Annotated in this window: 16 protein-coding genes and 2 tRNA genes; 6 read left to right on the forward strand and 12 right to left on the reverse strand. The window is 63.9% G+C overall.

Translation table 11 applies throughout. The annotated features are described in order from the left end of the window. Positions 1 to 62: 62 nt before the first annotated feature. The 3 genes from QDT69_RS09445 to QDT69_RS09455 are packed head-to-tail and all read right to left on the reverse strand — an operon-like array spanning position 63 to position 1,626. Positions 63 to 953 (reverse strand): methyltransferase domain-containing protein, encoded by an 891-nt coding sequence (locus QDT69_RS09445; RefSeq protein WP_279706320.1) that lies wholly within the window; start codon positions 951 to 953, stop codon positions 63 to 65. Between the two features lie 48 nt (positions 954 to 1,001). Beyond that, positions 1,002 to 1,307 carry a YciI family protein gene (locus QDT69_RS09450; RefSeq protein WP_050425261.1) on the reverse strand — a complete coding sequence of 102 codons (306 nt, stop codon included), beginning with the start codon at positions 1,305 to 1,307 and terminating at the stop codon, positions 1,002 to 1,004. 34 nt (positions 1,308 to 1,341) lie between these two features. Next, a complete protein-coding gene (locus QDT69_RS09455; RefSeq protein WP_050425260.1) occupies positions 1,342 to 1,626 on the reverse strand; it encodes a hypothetical protein in 285 nt (94 codons plus the stop codon). A gap of 246 nt (positions 1,627 to 1,872) precedes the next feature. Between QDT69_RS09455 and QDT69_RS09460 the strand changes: the two genes are divergently transcribed. After that, positions 1,873 to 2,082, forward strand: coding sequence for a PRC-barrel domain containing protein (locus tag QDT69_RS09460; protein WP_279706321.1), 210 nt, complete (start codon positions 1,873 to 1,875; stop codon positions 2,080 to 2,082). Positions 2,083 to 2,229: 147 nt separating this feature from the next. On the opposite strand, the gene QDT69_RS09465 is transcribed toward QDT69_RS09460, so the two are convergent. Continuing rightward, positions 2,230 to 2,306, reverse strand: a tRNA-Val gene (locus tag QDT69_RS09465). 69 nt (positions 2,307 to 2,375) lie between these two features. Next, positions 2,376 to 2,780: a GFA family protein gene (locus QDT69_RS09470; protein WP_279706322.1), complete on the reverse strand. Its 405-nt coding sequence runs from the start codon at positions 2,778 to 2,780 to the stop codon at positions 2,376 to 2,378. Between the two features lie 200 nt (positions 2,781 to 2,980). Between QDT69_RS09470 and QDT69_RS09475 the strand changes: the two genes are divergently transcribed. Both QDT69_RS09475 and QDT69_RS09480 read left to right on the forward strand, forming a co-directional pair. Beyond that, positions 2,981 to 3,649 (forward strand): GntR family transcriptional regulator, encoded by a 669-nt coding sequence (locus QDT69_RS09475; RefSeq protein WP_279706323.1) that lies wholly within the window; start codon positions 2,981 to 2,983, stop codon positions 3,647 to 3,649. Between the two features lies 1 nt (position 3,650). Beyond that, the gene (locus QDT69_RS09480) at positions 3,651 to 4,859 is read left to right on the forward strand and encodes an MFS transporter (protein ID WP_279706324.1); all 1,209 of its coding nucleotides are present in this window, start codon (positions 3,651 to 3,653) and stop codon (positions 4,857 to 4,859) included. 90 nt (positions 4,860 to 4,949) lie between these two features. On the opposite strand, the gene lon is transcribed toward QDT69_RS09480, so the two are convergent. From lon to QDT69_RS09505, 5 genes are all read right to left on the reverse strand, one after another. Further along, positions 4,950 to 7,379, reverse strand: a complete 2,430-nt coding sequence (gene lon / locus QDT69_RS09485; protein WP_194454115.1) for an endopeptidase La — start codon at positions 7,377 to 7,379, stop codon at positions 4,950 to 4,952. 321 nt (positions 7,380 to 7,700) lie between these two features. After that, the gene (gene clpX, locus QDT69_RS09490; protein WP_018271869.1) at positions 7,701 to 8,975 is read right to left on the reverse strand and encodes an ATP-dependent Clp protease ATP-binding subunit ClpX; all 1,275 of its coding nucleotides are present in this window, start codon (positions 8,973 to 8,975) and stop codon (positions 7,701 to 7,703) included. Between the two features lie 456 nt (positions 8,976 to 9,431). Next, on the reverse strand, positions 9,432 to 10,067 hold the full coding sequence (locus QDT69_RS09495; RefSeq protein ID WP_021079148.1) for an ATP-dependent Clp protease proteolytic subunit: 636 nt from the start codon (positions 10,065 to 10,067) through the stop codon (positions 9,432 to 9,434). A gap of 245 nt (positions 10,068 to 10,312) precedes the next feature. After that, the gene (gene tig / locus QDT69_RS09500) at positions 10,313 to 11,674 is read right to left on the reverse strand and encodes a trigger factor (RefSeq protein ID WP_279706325.1); all 1,362 of its coding nucleotides are present in this window, start codon (positions 11,672 to 11,674) and stop codon (positions 10,313 to 10,315) included. A 166-nt stretch (positions 11,675 to 11,840) separates the two neighbouring features. Beyond that, positions 11,841 to 11,925, reverse strand: a tRNA-Leu gene (locus QDT69_RS09505). Positions 11,926 to 12,060: 135 nt separating this feature from the next. On the opposite strand from QDT69_RS09505, the gene QDT69_RS09510 reads away from it, so the two are divergent. Genes QDT69_RS09510 through QDT69_RS09520 form a run of 3 tightly spaced genes read left to right on the forward strand, consistent with a single transcriptional unit; the run spans position 12,061 to position 15,490 of the window. Then, positions 12,061 to 13,395 carry a multicopper oxidase domain-containing protein gene (locus tag QDT69_RS09510; protein ID WP_279706671.1) on the forward strand — a complete coding sequence of 445 codons (1,335 nt, stop codon included), beginning with the start codon at positions 12,061 to 12,063 and terminating at the stop codon, positions 13,393 to 13,395. Between the two features lie 42 nt (positions 13,396 to 13,437). After that, a complete protein-coding gene (locus tag QDT69_RS09515; protein ID WP_279706326.1) occupies positions 13,438 to 14,523 on the forward strand; it encodes an enolase C-terminal domain-like protein in 1,086 nt (361 codons plus the stop codon). A gap of 34 nt (positions 14,524 to 14,557) precedes the next feature. After that, positions 14,558 to 15,490 (forward strand): hypothetical protein, encoded by a 933-nt coding sequence (locus QDT69_RS09520; protein ID WP_279706327.1) that lies wholly within the window; start codon positions 14,558 to 14,560, stop codon positions 15,488 to 15,490. 123 nt (positions 15,491 to 15,613) lie between these two features. On the opposite strand, the gene QDT69_RS09525 is transcribed toward QDT69_RS09520, so the two are convergent. Together QDT69_RS09525 and QDT69_RS09530 are read right to left on the reverse strand one after the other, a co-directional pair. Then, complete coding sequence (locus QDT69_RS09525; RefSeq protein WP_279706328.1) at positions 15,614 to 16,324, reverse strand: SDR family NAD(P)-dependent oxidoreductase; 711 nt, start codon at positions 16,322 to 16,324, stop codon at positions 15,614 to 15,616. 10 nt (positions 16,325 to 16,334) lie between these two features. Next, positions 16,335 to 16,967: a glutathione S-transferase family protein gene (locus tag QDT69_RS09530; RefSeq protein WP_279706329.1), complete on the reverse strand. Its 633-nt coding sequence runs from the start codon at positions 16,965 to 16,967 to the stop codon at positions 16,335 to 16,337. Positions 16,968 to 17,037: the final 70 nt, after the last annotated feature.

Raw genomic sequence — 17,037 nt, forward strand, 5'->3', positions numbered from 1 at the left:
CCCGTCATAGCGAAGCGAAGCAATCCATATCTCGACGCGCGGATAGATGGATTGCTTCGTCGCTACGCTCCTCGCAATGACGGCACGACCAACTCGTTCTCCCAGGCCCGCGCAGTCACGATCCAGATCGCGCCCGGCAGCAGCACGGAATCGCCTTTGACGAAGGGCGTGAGCGCTTCGCGCATCGATGCGATCGCGGCGGCGCGCACGTCATCCGGATGGCCTTCCAGCGCACGGCTGGCTGGCCCGATCTCGAGCGCGCCCTGGATCGCCGCATCGATGCCGCGGCCGGTCGCGACATCGAGCTCGACCTTGCACGGCTCCATCGCGATGCCGGAGAAGCCGGCCTCGCCCAGGATCCGCTTCACCCGGGCTTCGGAGGCAAACGAAAACGGGCCGGGATCCTCTGGGCCGAGCTGCGGCAGTTTCGGTACATGCTTGTAGACCGCCTGCAGCGGCGCCATGAAGAACGGATTCTCGCGCGGCTCCTGCCAGCACGCGAAGGCAAGACGGCCGGTCGGCTTCATCGCCTTGCGCAGATTGGCAAAGGACACCGCCGGATCGGCAAAGAACATCACGCCGAAGCGCGAGGCCAACAGATCGAAGCTCTCGCGGGCGAACGGATACACCGTCGCATCGGCAAGCGTGAATTCGACCGGCAGTCCCTGCGGCGCGCTCTGCCGCGCCCGCGTCAGCATCGGCTCCGAGACGTCGACGCCAAGCACGTGGCCCGCGGGCGCGACCTTGGCCGCCAGCGCAAAGCTCGAGGCGCCGCTGCCGCAGCCGACATCGACGACGCGCTCGCCGGCTTTCGGCGCGGCACGATCAATCAGCAGGTCAAGCACCGGCTGGAGCACGATGTCCTGCGCGGCCTGTCTTGAGGCCCAACGCTGACCGCCAGGCCCGTTCCAATATGCAATCTGATCGGCGTTCTGCGGGTGACCAGCGTTCATGCGCTCAAAACCTTGTTGAGAAATCTTGTTGGGAAGCCTTGGCCGATGCTAGCAGCTCTCGCGCGTCGCAGCGCGCAACATCGGCGTGACCTGATAGGTGAATCCGGCATTGGCCTTGGTGACGGGATCGTTGGCGACGATCTCCTGTGGATCGGCATCATCGGATAGTTGCAGCACGCCCAATCCCCAGACGCCGGCGGGATCGGCGACCGGCCCGAAGATCAGCGCCTTGCCGGCCTGCAGCAATTCGCCGCAATAGGCGACGTGCGCCTGCATGATGGCGGCTTCTTGCGGCGTCATGTCTTGCGGGAAGGTCGGACGCGGTCCGGTCAGTTTGCAGACGTAGTATTTCATCGACCTGGTCCGCGTTCGCTGATTACTTCACTGACTACTTGGCGGCTGCGTTTGTGGGCTTGGCCGGCTTCGTCTTCGCGGCGCTCCCCTTCGAGGCGGCCTGCCCCTCATTGGGGCGCGCAATGCCCCACGGGTCGGTCGGCTTCTGGTCCGGCACACCGCTCAGCGCGCGCTGGTAGGCGCGCTGCTGCCGCGCCTCATTGGCCGCATCGGCCGGCGACTTCTCGACCTCTTCGCGATAGCGCTGAACATGGTCCGACTGCGCCAGTGCAGGTCCGCCAATCATGGTGAGGAGAATAATCGCGGCAATTTTGCGCATGCATCAAGTTCCCGGGTTAGGCGGAGAGAATAGCATCGCAGCAAGGTCGGCATCAAACCTGCGCACGTGACTTTCGGCACCTTTCGCGCCATCGGCCAACGATTGACATTCGACCGGCCAGCGCGGAGCAAGCGCGGTCCCGGCCACCCCACAACTACCCCACGGTCGGGATCGCGCCCTCTCCACGCGCTCACAGAGGGCCGCGCAATGGCCTTGCTACGTAGGGCTCTTCAACCAGAGGCCGCTTTGCAGCTCGTGAAACACCGCGCCACCGTCATCCTGCGCGAGCATGTGCAAGCGGAAGCAGAACTGGTCGGAAGGGCCGCAGTTCTCACCGATGGGACTGCGGGAACCGTCGACGGCGTGTTTCTGGACGAGTCTCACGGGTTGCGTATCTCGATTGCCGGGCACATCGGCAAGTGGCCGATCTCGACAATCAGGATGCTTCAGCCATAGAGCTATGGGGTACCGGAGATGACGGAGCCGGTCCGCCTTCGCTCTTTCGAGCTTCGGCGCGACAGCCTTCGCCCTGCGGCACCGAACAAGTGGATGAGTTTATCCGCGAAGGCTGGCTTGCCAAGCCGTAGCCCGCCGGGCGAAGGCTGGTAGGCGGCGAGAGATTCGAACTCCCGACCCTCTCGGTGTAAACGAGATGCTCTAACCAGCTGAGCTAGCCGCCCTTACCTGGGCGCCTCTTTAGCCTTGCCTGCCCCCGAGGCGCAAGGTGGCAAAGTTTCAATCGATCAGCGTCAATCCATGGGCCGCGCCGGCAAGCCCTCGAGATCGTTGATCCATGGTGCGGCGGAGCGGCACCAGACCTGGCGTCGCGGGGTCAATTCGCCGCGCTGGCGAATGCTGCCCCAGCGGATGCCCCAATCATCGGGTCCTCCATCCTCGCCGCTGGTGAACAAGGGGGAACCGCAATCGCTGCAAAAATGCTGGAAGCGGATCCGGCCGTTATCGCCGCGTTTGCCGTACACTTTCGGCGCACCATGGGTCAGGTGGACCTGCTCGGCGGCGCAAATCACCGTGACGCGATAGGGCGAGCCGGTCAGCGCCTGGCAATCCGTGCAATGGCAGATCGACACCCGTTCGGGATCGATCTCGGCCTGATAGGTCACGGCCCCGCAATGGCATTGCCCGTCGATCCGCATCTGCGATCTCCCAATTCGGCGTCGTGCAACAAGGCGGTCGCCGAGAGGTCGTTCCCTCGATCGCAGCCTGCACGGCGCCCCGCGCCGCCGTCCGGCGCCCCACCCGCACAACGCTGGTATCCCAAATCGGTATTGTTTGGGATACCAATTCGGGATACGTCGATCCAATCCAAGCCATTCCCACCACCGGCAGACAGCCCATGTCGCAGATGCTTCAGATCCACGACCAGCTCCGGGAAATGATCCTCTCTCTCGACCTCGGCCCCGGCGAGCGGCTGACCGAGCGTTGGCTCGAGAGCCGGTTCGAGGGATCGCGCACGCCGATCCGCGCCGCGCTGGTGCGGCTCGAAGGCGAAGAGCTGGTCCGCCGCGATGGCCGCAACTGGATCGTCGCGCCGATCGACCTCGGTGAGCTGGAGGCGCTGGCGGAGTTCAGGATCCCGCTGGAGACGACCGCCGTTCGCCTCGCCTGCGCGCGTGCGAGCGAGGCCGACATCGCCGGCATCGAAGAGATGCTGGATGCCTGCCAGTCCGGCGCGCCGCGCGAGGAATGGCACCGCGTCGGCACCGATTTCCATGTCGAGATCGCGCGCCTCTCCGGCAATCCCTTCATCGTCAAGGCGATCGGCGGCGCCATGACCCGGTTGTCACGAGCGCGCTGGCTCGAAGTGTGGACCGAACCGTCGCGCGAGCAGGCCTGGCGCGAGCACCGGCGCATTCTCGGCTTCATCAAGGCCAACGATCCGGAAGCCGCCGCGCGCGAGGCGGCCGATCACATCAAAGACACCCGCGATCGCCTGCTCCGTTCGCTGAACGAAGACCGCCGCGGCCTGCGCGCGCGCGGCTTTGCCGTGATCGGATTGCGCTGACATGAACATGGAAATCGATCGCGAAGCGGCCCTCGATGCGGGGCCCTGGAGACGCAACCTGATCGTCTGCGTGTTCGGCTCCTTCACGACCATTGTGGGAATGACGCTGCTGCTGCCGTTCCTGCCGCTTTATGTCGAGCAGCTCGGCGTGACCGATCATGCCGCCATCGTGCAATGGTCGGGCATAGCCTATGGTGCAACCTTCTTCAGCGCGGCGCTGACGGCGCCGCTGTGGGGACGGCTGGCGGATCGCTATGGCCGCAAGCTGATGCTGATCCGCGCGAGCCTCGGCATGGCGCTCGCCATGTCCCTGATCGGCATGACGCACAATGTCTATGAGCTGGTCGGCCTGCGGCTGTTGACCGGCCTGCTCGGGGGATACGCTTCGGGCTCGACGGTGCTGGTCGCGGCACAGACGCCGAAGGCGCGCTCCGGCTGGGCGATCGGCGTTCTGTCGGCCGGCATCATGGCCGGCAGCCTGGTCGGTCCATTGATCGGCGGCGTCTTGCCCGGCCTGATCGGCATGCGCGCGACCTTCTTCCTGATCGGCGGCGTCATCTTCATCACCTTCCTCGGCACAACCTTCCTGATCCGTGAGGAGGCGCGTCCGAAGACCGCGAAAGGCAGCAAGGCGCGTGGCGGCTGGTCGCTTGTTCCGGACAAGCGCCCTGTGATCGCGATGTGGGGCACCGGCCTGCTGCTGATGGTCGCCAACATGTCGATCGAGCCGATCATCACGGTCTATGTCGCACAATTGGTCGAGGCGCCGCAGGTGACGTTCGTGGCCGGCCTCGTGATGTCGGCGGCGGCCTTCGGCAGCCTGCTGTCGTCGTCGCACCTCGGCAAGCTGGCCGACCGTATCGGCCATTGGCGGATCATCAACGTTTGCCTTGCGGTCTCGGCGCTGCTGCTGATCCCGCAGGCCTTCGTGGCCAGCGGCTGGCAACTCATCATGCTCCGCTTCCTGATGGGGCTCGCGCTCGGCGGCCTCCTGCCCTGCATCGCCAGCGTGATCCGGCACAACGTGCCCGACGCAGTCACCGGCAGCATGCTCGGCTACTCGATCTCGGCGCAATATGCCGGCCAGGTGATCGGCCCGCTCGCCGGCGGATTCATCGGCGGCCATATTGGCATGAGCGCGGTGTTCCTCGGCACCAGCGTGCTGATGGCGCTCGGCGCGATCGGCAATTTCATTGTCGAGAAGAAGTAACGACGGCGCAACCCTGCTTCCGTGCCGCAGATTTCCAAAACAAGAACGGCGCCCGAAGGCGCCGTTCTCTATTTCAGTTCGTAGCTCGCTTCAATGCGCCGTCAGGCCGCCGGACGCCTCATCCGATGCGTCGGGCTTGACGTCGACCTTGCTGGTCTCCTCTTCCCAGACGATCGGCGCAGGCACACGGGTCAGCGCCTTGGCGACGACTTCATCCAGCCGCGAGACCGGAATGATCTCCATGCCGCCCTTGATCGCATCGGAAATCTCCGTGAGATCCTTGGCGTTGTCCTCCGGGATCAGCACCGTCTTGATGCCGCCACGCGCGGCCGCCAGCAGCTTCTCCTTCAGACCGCCGATCGGCAGCACGCGACCACGCAGCGTGATCTCGCCGGTCATCGCGACATCGTGGCGGACCGGAATGCCGGTCATGACCGAGATGATCGCGGTGGCCATCGCAACACCGGCGGACGGACCGTCCTTCGGGGTTGCGCCCTCGGGCACGTGAACGTGGATGTCGCGCCGGTCGAACATCGGCGGCTCGATGCCGTAGGTGATCGCACGGGAGCGGACGTAGGACGCCGCCGCCGAGATCGACTCCTTCATCACGTCGCGCAGGTTGCCGGTGACGGTCATCTTGCCCTTGCCGGGCATCATGACGCCTTCGATGGTGAGCAGCTCACCGCCGACATCGGTCCAGGCCAGACCCGTGACGATACCGACCTGATCCTCGTCGTCGATCTCGCCGAAGCGATACTTCGGAACGCCGAGGAATTCTTCGATATTCGCCTCGGTGACCTTCACCGACTTCTTCTTGGAGATCATCAGCTCCTTCACCGCCTTGCGGGCGAGTGTGGAGAGCTCACGCTCCAGGTTACGCACGCCCGCTTCGCGGGTGTAGCGGCGGATCATCAGCAGCAGGGCCGCGTCGTCGATCGACCATTCCTTGGAGTCCAGGCCGTGCTTGGAGAGCGCGCTCGGGATCAGATGCTTGCGCGCGATCTCGACCTTCTCGTTCTCCGTGTAACCGGCGATCCGGATGATCTCCATGCGGTCCATCAGCGGGCCCGGAATATTCAGCGTATTCGCGGTCGTGATGAACATCACGTTGGACAGGTCGTAGTCGACCTCCAGGTAATGGTCGTTGAAGGTCGAGTTCTGCTCGGGGTCGAGGACCTCAAGCAGCGCCGACGACGGATCGCCGCGGAAATCGGCGCCCATCTTGTCGATCTCGTCCAGCAGGAACAGCGGGTTCGAAGTCTTCGCCTTCCGCATCGACTGGATGATCTTGCCAGGCATCGAGCCGATATAGGTGCGGCGGTGACCGCGGATCTCGGCCTCGTCACGCACGCCGCCGAGCGACACGCGCACGAACTCGCGGCCGGTCGCCTTCGCGATCGACTTTCCGAGCGAGGTCTTGCCGACGCCCGGAGGTCCGACTAGGCACAGGATCGGTCCGGTCAGCTTGTTGGCGCGCGACTGCACCGCGAGATACTCGACGATACGGTCCTTGACCTTCTCGAGCCCGTAGTGATCGGAGTCCAGGACCGCCTGCGCGGCCTCAAGGTCCTTCTTGACCTTGGACTTCTTGCCCCACGGGATCGACAGCAGCCAATCCAGGTAGTTGCGCACGACGGTCGCTTCCGCAGACATCGGCGACATCTGGCGCAGCTTCTTCAGCTCATGCTGGGCCTTCTCGCGCGCTTCCTTGGAGAGCTTGGTCTTGGAGATCTTCTCCTCCAGATCGGCCAGCTCGTCGCGACCTTCGTCGTCGCCGAGCTCCTTCTGGATCGCCTTCATCTGCTCGTTCAGGTAATACTCGCGCTGGGTCTTCTCCATCTGGCGCTTGACGCGCGAGCGGATGCGCTTCTCGACCTGCAACACCGAGATCTCGCTCTCCATCAGGCCCAGCACCTTCTCCAGGCGCTGCGTGACGGACAACGTCTCCAGGATCGCCTGCCGATCGGCAATCTTGACCGCGAGATGCGAGGCAACGGTATCGCCGAGCTTGGCGAAATCGGTGATCGCCTGAACCACGCCGACGACTTCGGCAGAGATCTTCTTGTTCAGCTTCACATAGCTTTCGAAGTCGGACACGACCGACCGCGCCAGCGCCTCAGCTTCAACCGAGTTGGCGTCCGTGTCGGCGAGCGCGACCGCGGTCGCTTCGTAATATTCGCTGCGGTCGGAATACTTCTCGACACGCGCGCGCTCGAGGCCCTCGACCAGCACCTTGACGGTGCCGTCCGGCAGCTTCAGCAGTTGCAGCACGCTGGCGAGCGTACCGGTCTCGTAAATTGAATCGGGTGCCGGATCATCATCGGACGCGTTCTTCTGCGTCGCGAGCATGATCAGCGCGTCGTTCTTCATCACCTCTTCGAGCGCGCGGATCGATTTCTCGCGGCCGACGAAGAGAGGCACGATCATGTGCGGGAAGACGACGATGTCGCGGAGCGGCAACACCGGATAGGAATGGCTCTCGCCGTGGACGATCGTTGGCCGGGGTTTTGAGGTCGTCATGGCCTTATCCTTTTGTTTTGCCCCCTTGCTCGCAGTCCGCCTGCTTGCGCAACCGCCACAAGGTGCCTTGGTGATCCGGAAAAGATTGCCGTCAGCAGCCGCTTATTCCGTATCGAAAAGCGACGAATCTCAACGCATGAGATCCCTCGCCGATAGCATTAGGTGGCTATCAGGCCGGGGGGTGTCAAGCCTGAGAAGTGCCCGGAAATTCAGGCTAAACAGGCATTTACTGCAATGCCACAACGGCGCTGCTGTTGCGCCGCAACGGCCGCCGGATCGCCCGGCAGCCGTGCAATTTTTTACGGGTCGAGACGCGTGCTGTTAGGCGCTCGCGCTGCTCTCGACGGCGCGGTCGGAACGATCCGCGTAGATGTAGAGCGGACGCGCCGTGCCCTCGACGACCTCGCGCGAGATCACGACTTCCTCGACGCCTTCCAGGCCCGGGAGGTCGAACATGGTCTCGAGCAGGATGCTCTCCAGGATCGACCGCAGGCCGCGCGCACCGGTCTTGCGCTCGATCGCCTTGCGGGCGACCGCGCCAAGCGCCTCGTCGGCGAAGGTCAGCTCGATGTTCTCCATCTCGAACAGCCGCTGGTACTGCTTCACCAGCGCGTTCTTCGGATCGGTCAGGATCTTCTTCAGCGAGGTTTCGTCGAGGTCTTCCAGCGTCGCAACGACGGGCAGACGGCCGACGAATTCCGGGATCAGGCCGTACTTCAGCAGATCTTCCGGCTCGACGTGGCGGAAGATCTCGCCGGTACGGCGATCCTCCGGCGCGAGCACCTGCGCCGCGAAGCCGATCGAGGTCGAACGGCCGCGCGCCGAGATGATCTTCTCGAGACCCGAGAACGCACCGCCGCAGATGAACAGGATGTTGGTGGTATCCACCTGCAGGAACTCCTGCTGCGGATGCTTGCGGCCGCCCTGCGGCGGGACCGACGCCACCGTGCCTTCCATGATCTTCAGCAGTGCCTGCTGGACGCCCTCGCCCGACACATCGCGGGTGATCGAGGGATTGTCCGACTTGCGGCTGATCTTGTCGATTTCGTCGATATAGACGATGCCGCGCTGCGCACGCTCGACATTGTAGTCGGCGGCCTGCAGCAGCTTTAGGATGATGTTCTCGACGTCCTCGCCGACATAGCCGGCTTCGGTCAGCGTCGTCGCGTCAGCCATGGTAAAGGGCACGTCGAGGATGCGGGCCAGCGTCTGCGCGAGCAGCGTCTTGCCCGAACCGGTCGGACCGATCAGCAGGATGTTCGACTTCGCCAGTTCGACGTCGTTGTGCTTGGTCTGGTGGTTGAGCCGCTTGTAGTGATTGTGGACGGCGACCGACAGCACCTTCTTGGCATGGCTCTGGCCGATCACGTAGTCGTCCAGGACCTTGCAGATTTCCTTCGGCGTCGGAATGCCGTCGCGCGACTTCACCAGCGAGGATTTGTTCTCCTCGCGAATGATGTCCATGCACAGTTCGACACACTCGTCGCAAATGAAGACAGTCGGTCCGGCAATCAGCTTGCGAACTTCATGCTGGCTCTTGCCGCAGAACGAGCAGTATAGCGTGTTCTTGGCGTCGCTCGTGCCGACCTTACTCATTCCTTATCTCCGTCCGCCGTTCGATCTTGTTTGCCAGATCGACCCAATCCGGCACAAAACCGGCGTCTTGGGTAGATAGAGCAAATTCCGTACCAAAAAAGACCCTACGCAATACTGACCGTGCCAATCACGGTTTATTCGAATCTCCGCGATCATAGCCGATGCATTACAGCCAACCATGCTGGCACCCGACTATCAAGAATTCGCTAATCGGATGCCCGGCTCAAGACCGTGACAATACCGTGATTTTCCACGATCGCACGTGGAATACGCGTCGAAATCCACGGAACGTTGCGGGATTACCACGCCAGCCAATGAGCACGAAAGTGGAACCTTCCGCCCGCGCATAGGCACTTGCGGGGTACTCCGCCCGTCCTGCTTTTGCCGGTTATGTGAGGCGCCAATGTGCAGATCACGCCGGCGCCCCGGGAGGCCTGTCCAGATCAGGCAGCCCTGTCATGCAGCCTTGGCGGCCGACGGATCTTCCGGACGCTTGTCGATGACCTTGTCGACGAGGCCGAACGCCTTGGCGTCCTCGGCGGTGAGGAACTTGTCGCGCTCGAGCGCGTCCTCGATCGCCTTGTAGGTCTGGCCGGTGTGCTTCACGTAGATCTCGTTGAGGCGCTTCTTGAGATTCAGGATCTCCTGCGCGTGCAGCATGATGTCGGTGGCCTGGCCCTGGAAGCCGCCGGAGGGCTGGTGCACCATGATGCGGGAGTTCGGCAGCGTGAAGCGCATGTCCTTCTCGCCGGCCGCGAGCAGCAGCGAGCCCATCGAGGCCGCCTGCCCGGTGCACAGCGTCGACACCGGCGGACGGATGAACTGCATCGTGTCGTAGATCGCAAGGCCCGACGTCACCACGCCACCCGGCGAGTTGATGTACATCGAGATTTCCTTCTTCGGATTCTCGGCCTCGAGGAACAAGAGCTGCGCGACGATCAAGGTCGACATGCCGTCTTCCACCGGACCGGTGACGAAGATGATGCGCTCTTTCAAGAGGCGCGAGAAAATGTCGTAGGCGCGTTCGCCGCGATTGGTCTGCTCGACGACCATCGGAACGAGATTCATGTAGGTTTCAACGGGATCGCGCATGAAAGAACCCAGGGGTTAGGGGTGATGCAGAGCTTTGCCCAGAACTAGCTTCGTCCAAGACTACTGGCTCGAGGCTGGCTGGCTCAAGGCTTAAACCAGATATGGGCCAATTTCCGGCCGACAAGGCCGACACTAGCCAATTGGGCAGGTCGTGGACGTTCAAGCCGATTCGCAGCGGCGCGCCTAGCGAGGGGATCCTCACAAGGCGCGCTTTCGCGGTTCATCATTAACGCGAGGTGCCGGAATTAGGCGGCAGTCTTCTCGGCGTCTTCATCCTTGAACAGCTCGTCCTTGGTGACCTTCTTCTCGGTCACATTGGCGAGCTCCAAGACGAAGTCGACGACCTTGTCCTCGTAGATCGGAGCGCGGAGCTGGGCCAGCGCCTGGGCGTTGCTGCGGTAGTAATCCCAGACTTCCTTCTCGCGGCCGGGCATCTGGCGCGCGCGCTCGATCACGGCGCGCGAGACCTCGTCGTCAGTCACGGTGATCTTGTTCTTCTCGCCGATCTCCGACAGCACGAGGCCGAGGCGGACGCGGCGGTCGGCGATCTTCTGGTACTCTTCCTTGGCCGCATCCTCGGTGGTGTTCTCGTCGGCGAAGGTCTTGCCGGTCGAGTCCATCTCGGCCTTGATCGAGTTCCACATCAGGTTGAACTCTTCGGCGACAAGCGACGGCGGCGCCTCGAATTTGTGGCTCTCGTCGAGCCGGTCGAGCAGCGCGCGCTTGACCTTCTGGCGGGTCGCGCCGGCGAATTCGGCGGTCAGGCGCTCGCGCGCGGCTTGCTTCAGCTTGTCGAGCGACTCAAGGCCGAGCGTCTTGGCGAACTCGTCGTCGATCGTGGCCTCACCGGGCGCCTCGATCAGCGTCGCGGTGGTCTCGAACTCGGCCGGCTGGCCGGCAAGCTTGTCGTTGAGGTAGTTCTTCGGGAACGAGACCTTCAGCGTGCGAGTCTCGCCCGAGCCGATGCCGATCAGCTGCTCCTCGAAGCCCGGGATGAACTGGCCGGCGCCGATCACGACCTGGATGCCCTCGCCGGTGCCGCCCTCGAAGGCTTCACCATTGATGGTGCCCTTGAAGCTGATGGTGACGCGGTCGCCCTTCTCCGCCTTGGTGCCCTCGGCCTTGGCGTTGTACGGGCGGCTGCCCTCGGCGATCCGCTTGATGGCGTCGTCGACGTCCGCGTCGGAAACTTCCACCACCGGCTTCTCGACCGAGAACGACTTGAAATCGGCGAGCTGGATCGGCGGCACGACCTCGATCGCGACCGTGTAGGTCAGGTCGGTCTTGCCCGACAGCAATTCATCGACCTGGTCCTTCTCGGTCGGCATCGTGATCTTCGGCTCGCCGGCAAGGCGGAAGCCACGATCTTCGAACAGCTGCCGGTTGGTGTCGCTGATGGTCTGGTCGATGGTCTCGGCCATGACCGAGCGGCCGTAGATCTTCTTCAGGTGCGCCACCGGCACCTTGCCGGGACGGAAGCCGTTGAGACGGACCTTGTCCTTGAGGTCGACCAGCTTGGCGTCCGCCTTGGCATCGAGATCGGATGCCGGAACGCTGATTTTGAATTCGTGCTTCAGTCCCTCGTTGAGGGTCTCGGTGACCTGCATGGTATCAATCTTCTTCCGCTTTTGCCGCGGCCCGAGCGGCCGTGGCAGTGTTCAATCTGTGCGACGCTTGAGCCTTGCGGCCTGACGTCTGTGGGTTCGGCGAACCCTCGTCCCCTGCGGGGCCCAAGGTTCTCCAAGAATTCGTCATGCAAACGCTGTAAGCGCTTGGTGCGGGCGGAGGGACTCGAACCCCCACGACTCTCGTCACTGGAACCTAAATCCAGCGCGTCTACCAGTTCCGCCACGCCCGCGCGAAAAGCATCCAGTCCGGCCGCGATGCCGCGGGCGGCCGGGCTTATAACATGCGCCCACCGGTTCGCAGCAAAAAAATGGCCGCTGGAGAACCCGCCCTGCGACCGATCGCGACTGGACAGGTACGCTTGAAAATGGTCCGCATCGGCCGGATGGCAAGCCCCGCAGCAAGTCCCGAATTTTGGCTCAGCCGGCGCGACCTGATGGCCGCCCTCGGCGCCGCGGCGCTTTGCCCCGCTTGGCCGGCTACGGTCTCGGCGCAGGGCCGGACGGCGGTCGTGCTCCAGGCCAGAATCGATCGCATCGTGCTTCGCCCTGACGGGCCGGACACGCCCGTCTGGTCGCTGGGCAGCGGCGACCTCCGCTTCAGGCGCGGCGAGGTCCTCGACGTGACGTTTGGCAACGAGCTGCCGATCGCCGCCGCGCTCGATTGGCGCGGGCTCGATGGCAACCCGGCCGCGGAGCCGTTGGCCTCCCGGGCACAGCTTGCCGCCGGGGCCAAGGATACTTTCCAGCTCCCGCTCCGGCATGCTGGTACCTTCCTGTGCGAGCCGCTGCTCGGCGCCGGCGGCACGGCGCCGGCCCGCCCGCGGCCGCTGATCGTCACCGGCACCTCACCGGTCGCGGTCGATCGCGACGAGGTCCTGCTGATCGAGGAGTGGCGCCTGCGGCCGGACGGAACCGCGATTCCACCCGGAACCGAATCGAAAGATTCGACGCCAATTCATACAATTAACGCCAAGACCTCATACGAAGTCTCGGCTCCAGCCAATGCCCGGCTCAGACTCCGCTTCATCAATGGCAGCCAGCGCAGTGTGCTGGCGGTCAAGCTGGAGAACCTCGACGTCAGGGTGATGGCGATCGACGGGCAGCCGGCCGAACCGTTCCCGGCCCGCAACGGTGCGCTGGTGCTGGCGCCCGGGAGCCGAACCGATGTCTTCGTCGATGCGGCCGGTCCGGCCGGAACCAGCTTCCCGATCCTGCTGCACGACGGCAAGCAGGCTCGCCCGGTCGGCAAGCTCATCGTCTCGAACGAACCGCCGATCCGCCCCGCGCCGTTCCCGCCCGCGCCGCCGCTCCCGGGCAACGACATGCCGGCTCAGCTCGATCTCAGGAGCGCAGCCAGATTCGAGCTGGCGCTCGGCACGCCGACCGAGTGGTTCCGCCCGGCGGACTTCAAGCCATCGGCCGCGCCCGCCTTTCAGGCCAAGACCGGCCGGCCGGTCGTGCTGACCCTGACCAATGGCGGCGCGATCGCCAGCGTCTTTCATCTGCACGGCCATCACTTCCGTCTGCTCGACCGGCTGGATGACGGCTGGAAGCCGTTCTGGCTCGACACGCTCGCGGTCGAACCGGGCCAGACCCAGCGCATAGCCTTCCTCGCCGAATATCCCGGCCGCTATTTGATCGAACAGGTCGCGACCGATTGGGCCGCGCCGCGGCTCGTCCGATGGTACAGTGTCCAATAACAAGAACAGGAAGCACTCCGGGAAGCGCGTGGGGAAACATCCATGAGCCAGACAGTTGCAGCGATCTGCGGAGTTAAGGCGCGAGGCGTCGTGGTGCCGCTCAAGCGCCCGGTGACGACCGCCTTCGGCGTGATCGATTCCGGTCCGCTGGTCCTGATCGATGTCGAGACCGATCAAGGCGTTACCGGCCGCACCTACATCTTCGCTTACAGCAAGCTCACACTTCACCCGCTTTGTTATCTGATCGAGGAGATCGGTCGCGAACTCGCCGGCAGGCCGGTCGCGCCGTTCGACCTGATGAAGGCGATGGATGCCAAGTTCCGGCTGCTCGGCTGGCAGGGCTTGGTCGGCATGGCCGTGTCCGGTCTCGACATGGCCTATTGGGATGTGCTCGGCCAGCTCGCCGGTCGGCCGCTGGTCGAGCTGCTCGGCGGATCGGCGAAGCCGATCAGGGCCTATGACAGCTACGGCGCGGTCGATCCCGTTACCGATGAACGTGCACTGCGCCGATCGCTCGACCAGGGCTTCAAGGGCATCAAGATCAAGGGCGGCGACGGTGATGCCGCCAATGACGAGCGCGTCGTGAAGGGCGTGCGCGCCCTGCTCGGCCCCGACGTCGCGCTGATGCTCGATTTCAACCAGTCGCTCGATCCGGCGGAGGCCACCCGCCGCATCGCCCGGCTGGCACCCTACGATTTGCACTGGATCGAGGAGCCGGTGCCGCAGGAGAGCCTGTCCGGCCACGCCAAGGTCCGCGAGACCTCGCCGACGCCGATCCAGGCCGGCGAGAACTGGTGGTTTCCGCGCGGCTTCGCCGAGGCGATCGCGGCCGGCGCGTCCGACTTCATCATGCCCGACGTGATGAAGGTCGGCGGCGTCACCGGCTGGATGCAGGTCGCAGGGCAAGCTGATGCTGCGTCGATCCCGATGTCGAGCCATCTGTTCGCGGAAGTCAGCGCGCACCTGCTCGCGGTGACGCCGACCGCGCACTGGCTCGAATTCCTCGACTTCGCCGGCGCGATCCTGGCAAGGCCCGCCGAGATCGTCGACGGCGCGGTGACCGCGCGTGGTCCCGGCCTCGGCATCCAGTGGAACGAGCCGGCGGTGGCGAAGTATCTGGTCAGCTAGCGTCTGGCTGCAATCGAGGAGGAGCCTAGAGGTCGTGCCAGTTTCCCTTCACGTCTCGACCGCTCTATCGAGCGCCTCTCGCTTGTTTCCGGCGCTTGTCCTCGCCTGCCTGATGGGCGCGTGCTTCACCGGACCGGCGTTCGGCAAGGACCGCGAGGACGACAGCAGCGCCTCCAACGCGACACCGAATATCTATCTCGATTTGCGAACCAGCTACGCCACCGTGCCGGCTGGCGCCTTGCCGGTCGGTTTCAGCAGCCCGGCGCTGCTTACCGCGCTACAGTCGCTCGCGCTTGCCGGCGGCGGCACCCTGCCGACCAACGTTTCGCTGCCATCCCGGCAATCCCTCGCCGTCGATCTTCCGTTGACGGTGGACGTCACCGATACCGTCTCGCTCTATGCCGGCGTTTCAGGCACGACCACCTACGGACCCGCGCAGGGCTGGTCGCAGTTCGATGTCACCAGCTGGAACGTTGGGTTTCAGGCAGATCTCTACAGTCAGAATGGTGGTTCGATCCCGACCATCACCTGGCAATCGACAATCACCCAGGCAATCCCGAACGGGCCGACCGGAACCACGACCTTCAACAACATCCTCGAGTTCGACTACGCCTTCGACGCGGACGCCACGCGGGGAATGCTGGCGGGGTTCCAGGACACCCGCGTCGAGGTGGCGACCGCGCTCGCCCGAATCCATCCAAATATCATCGGCTATGTCGGCGGCTATTACCAATGGCCGAGCAACTGGAAATTCACAGGCCGCGTCGGCGTGCAACATTTTGGCGGCGCTCAGCTGCTGAACTTCGCGCAAATTCAGTCCTTCACCCAGCCTATTCTCCGGCTCGATCTCGACCGGATGGATGACAACGACAATCGCCAGTTCGGAGTCACAGCTCAGATCATCTGGATGCCGAAGCCGTCCTATCAGCTGACACTGAGAACGCCGCTCTATTTCGTGCGCAATTGACCGAGCCGTTCCAGCCGGCAGGCAGGGTGTGATCAGCGCGGCTTCTCGCACAGCAAGAGTATCGGCTGGGCAGAGCTGCGTCGGGCTGTTTCGGTCCTTTTCTCTCCGCTTTGATTCCTGCGGCTACCAGACCTCGCCGAACGGACGCAGTTCGACGAGGAACGACCAGGTCGAGCGATCCTGATGGGCAACCCGGAACATTTCTTCGGCGATCGCGGCGGGCTTGGCGAAGAAGTCGTCCGGTTTGTCGGGCGCCAGCAGCGGACGCGTGCGCGGCGTGTCGATCGAGGCGTCGATCAGGATGTAGGCGACATGAATACCCCGAGGCCCGAACTCACGTGCCATTGATTCCGCCAGGATGCGTTGCGCCGCCTTGGTTGAGGAGAAGAAGCCCCAATTGGTCTTGCCCCGGATGGCCGACGTGTTGCCGGTCACCAGGATCGCGCCCTCACCCGCTTCCAGCATCGCCGGAATCGTCTCGCGAGCGAGATGAAGCAGCGCCGTGGTGTTGACCCGGAAGTTCCTTTCAAGATCGTTCGGGTCCATCTCAAGGATACTGCCCCGGGTCGCACGCAGGGCGTTGTGGACCACGATCTTGGGTGCGCCCATCTCCGCCTTGATGCGCGTGACGGTCTTGATCAGGGCGTCGAGATCGCCGACGTCGCATTGATAGGCGCGAGCATCCCTGTACTTGCGAGCCAGGGCGTCGAGGTTATCGGCATTGCGGGCGAGCATTGCGACCCGATAGCCGCTCTCGCTGAAGCGCTTGGCGATCTCGGCGCCCGTGCCATGCTCAGGCCCTACGCCGGTGACGATGCAAACTGGCTTGCTCATGCTCATCTCCTTAGAACTGGAAGGTCGGACGCGCCGACACCTTGGCGAACCAGTTAGCGACGGCGGGATAGCGCGTGGCGATGTCCATCTCCAACACCCTGGTCAAACGTATGGCGAAGAAGCCGGTGATGTCGGCGATGGTAAACTCAGGACCGGCGACGAATTCGCTTCTGGCGATGTGTGGCTCGACGCGACCCAGCAGGATCTCCATCAGCTCCTTGCCGCGGATCACCATTGCAGGCAGCTGCGGCAGATCGGTGCGTGTGCCCGGCACGACCTTGCCCGCGAACATCGGCACATGGTTGCGCACCGCGTGAACCATCGGGACCAGGCCATCAAGTTCGAAGCGGCGCAGCCACATGTCGATGACGGCGCGCTCGACGGCCGTGCGGCCAAATAGCGCGGGCTCCGGATGCAGTTCCTCCAGGTACCGGCAGATCGAGACGGACTCCGCAATCACGGTGCCATCTTCCAGTTCAAGAAACGGCACGCAGTGGAACGGGTTCATCGCGGTGAACGCTGCGGCGAACTGATCGTCGTCGCGCACGTTCAATTGTTCGGTCGGGATATCGAGCCCCTTTTCGGCCAAGAAGACGCGAACGCGCTGGGCGCTGGCTGCCGGCCCGAACCCGTAGAGCTTCATCGTCGCTCTCCCTCGTCACCGACGATGAAGCGCGCGCTCATGCGCTGACCTTTCGCGTTCCTCGACCAGC

Source organism: Bradyrhizobium sp. CER78, assembly GCF_029846235.1.
Classification (GTDB): domain Bacteria; phylum Pseudomonadota; class Alphaproteobacteria; order Rhizobiales; family Xanthobacteraceae; genus Bradyrhizobium.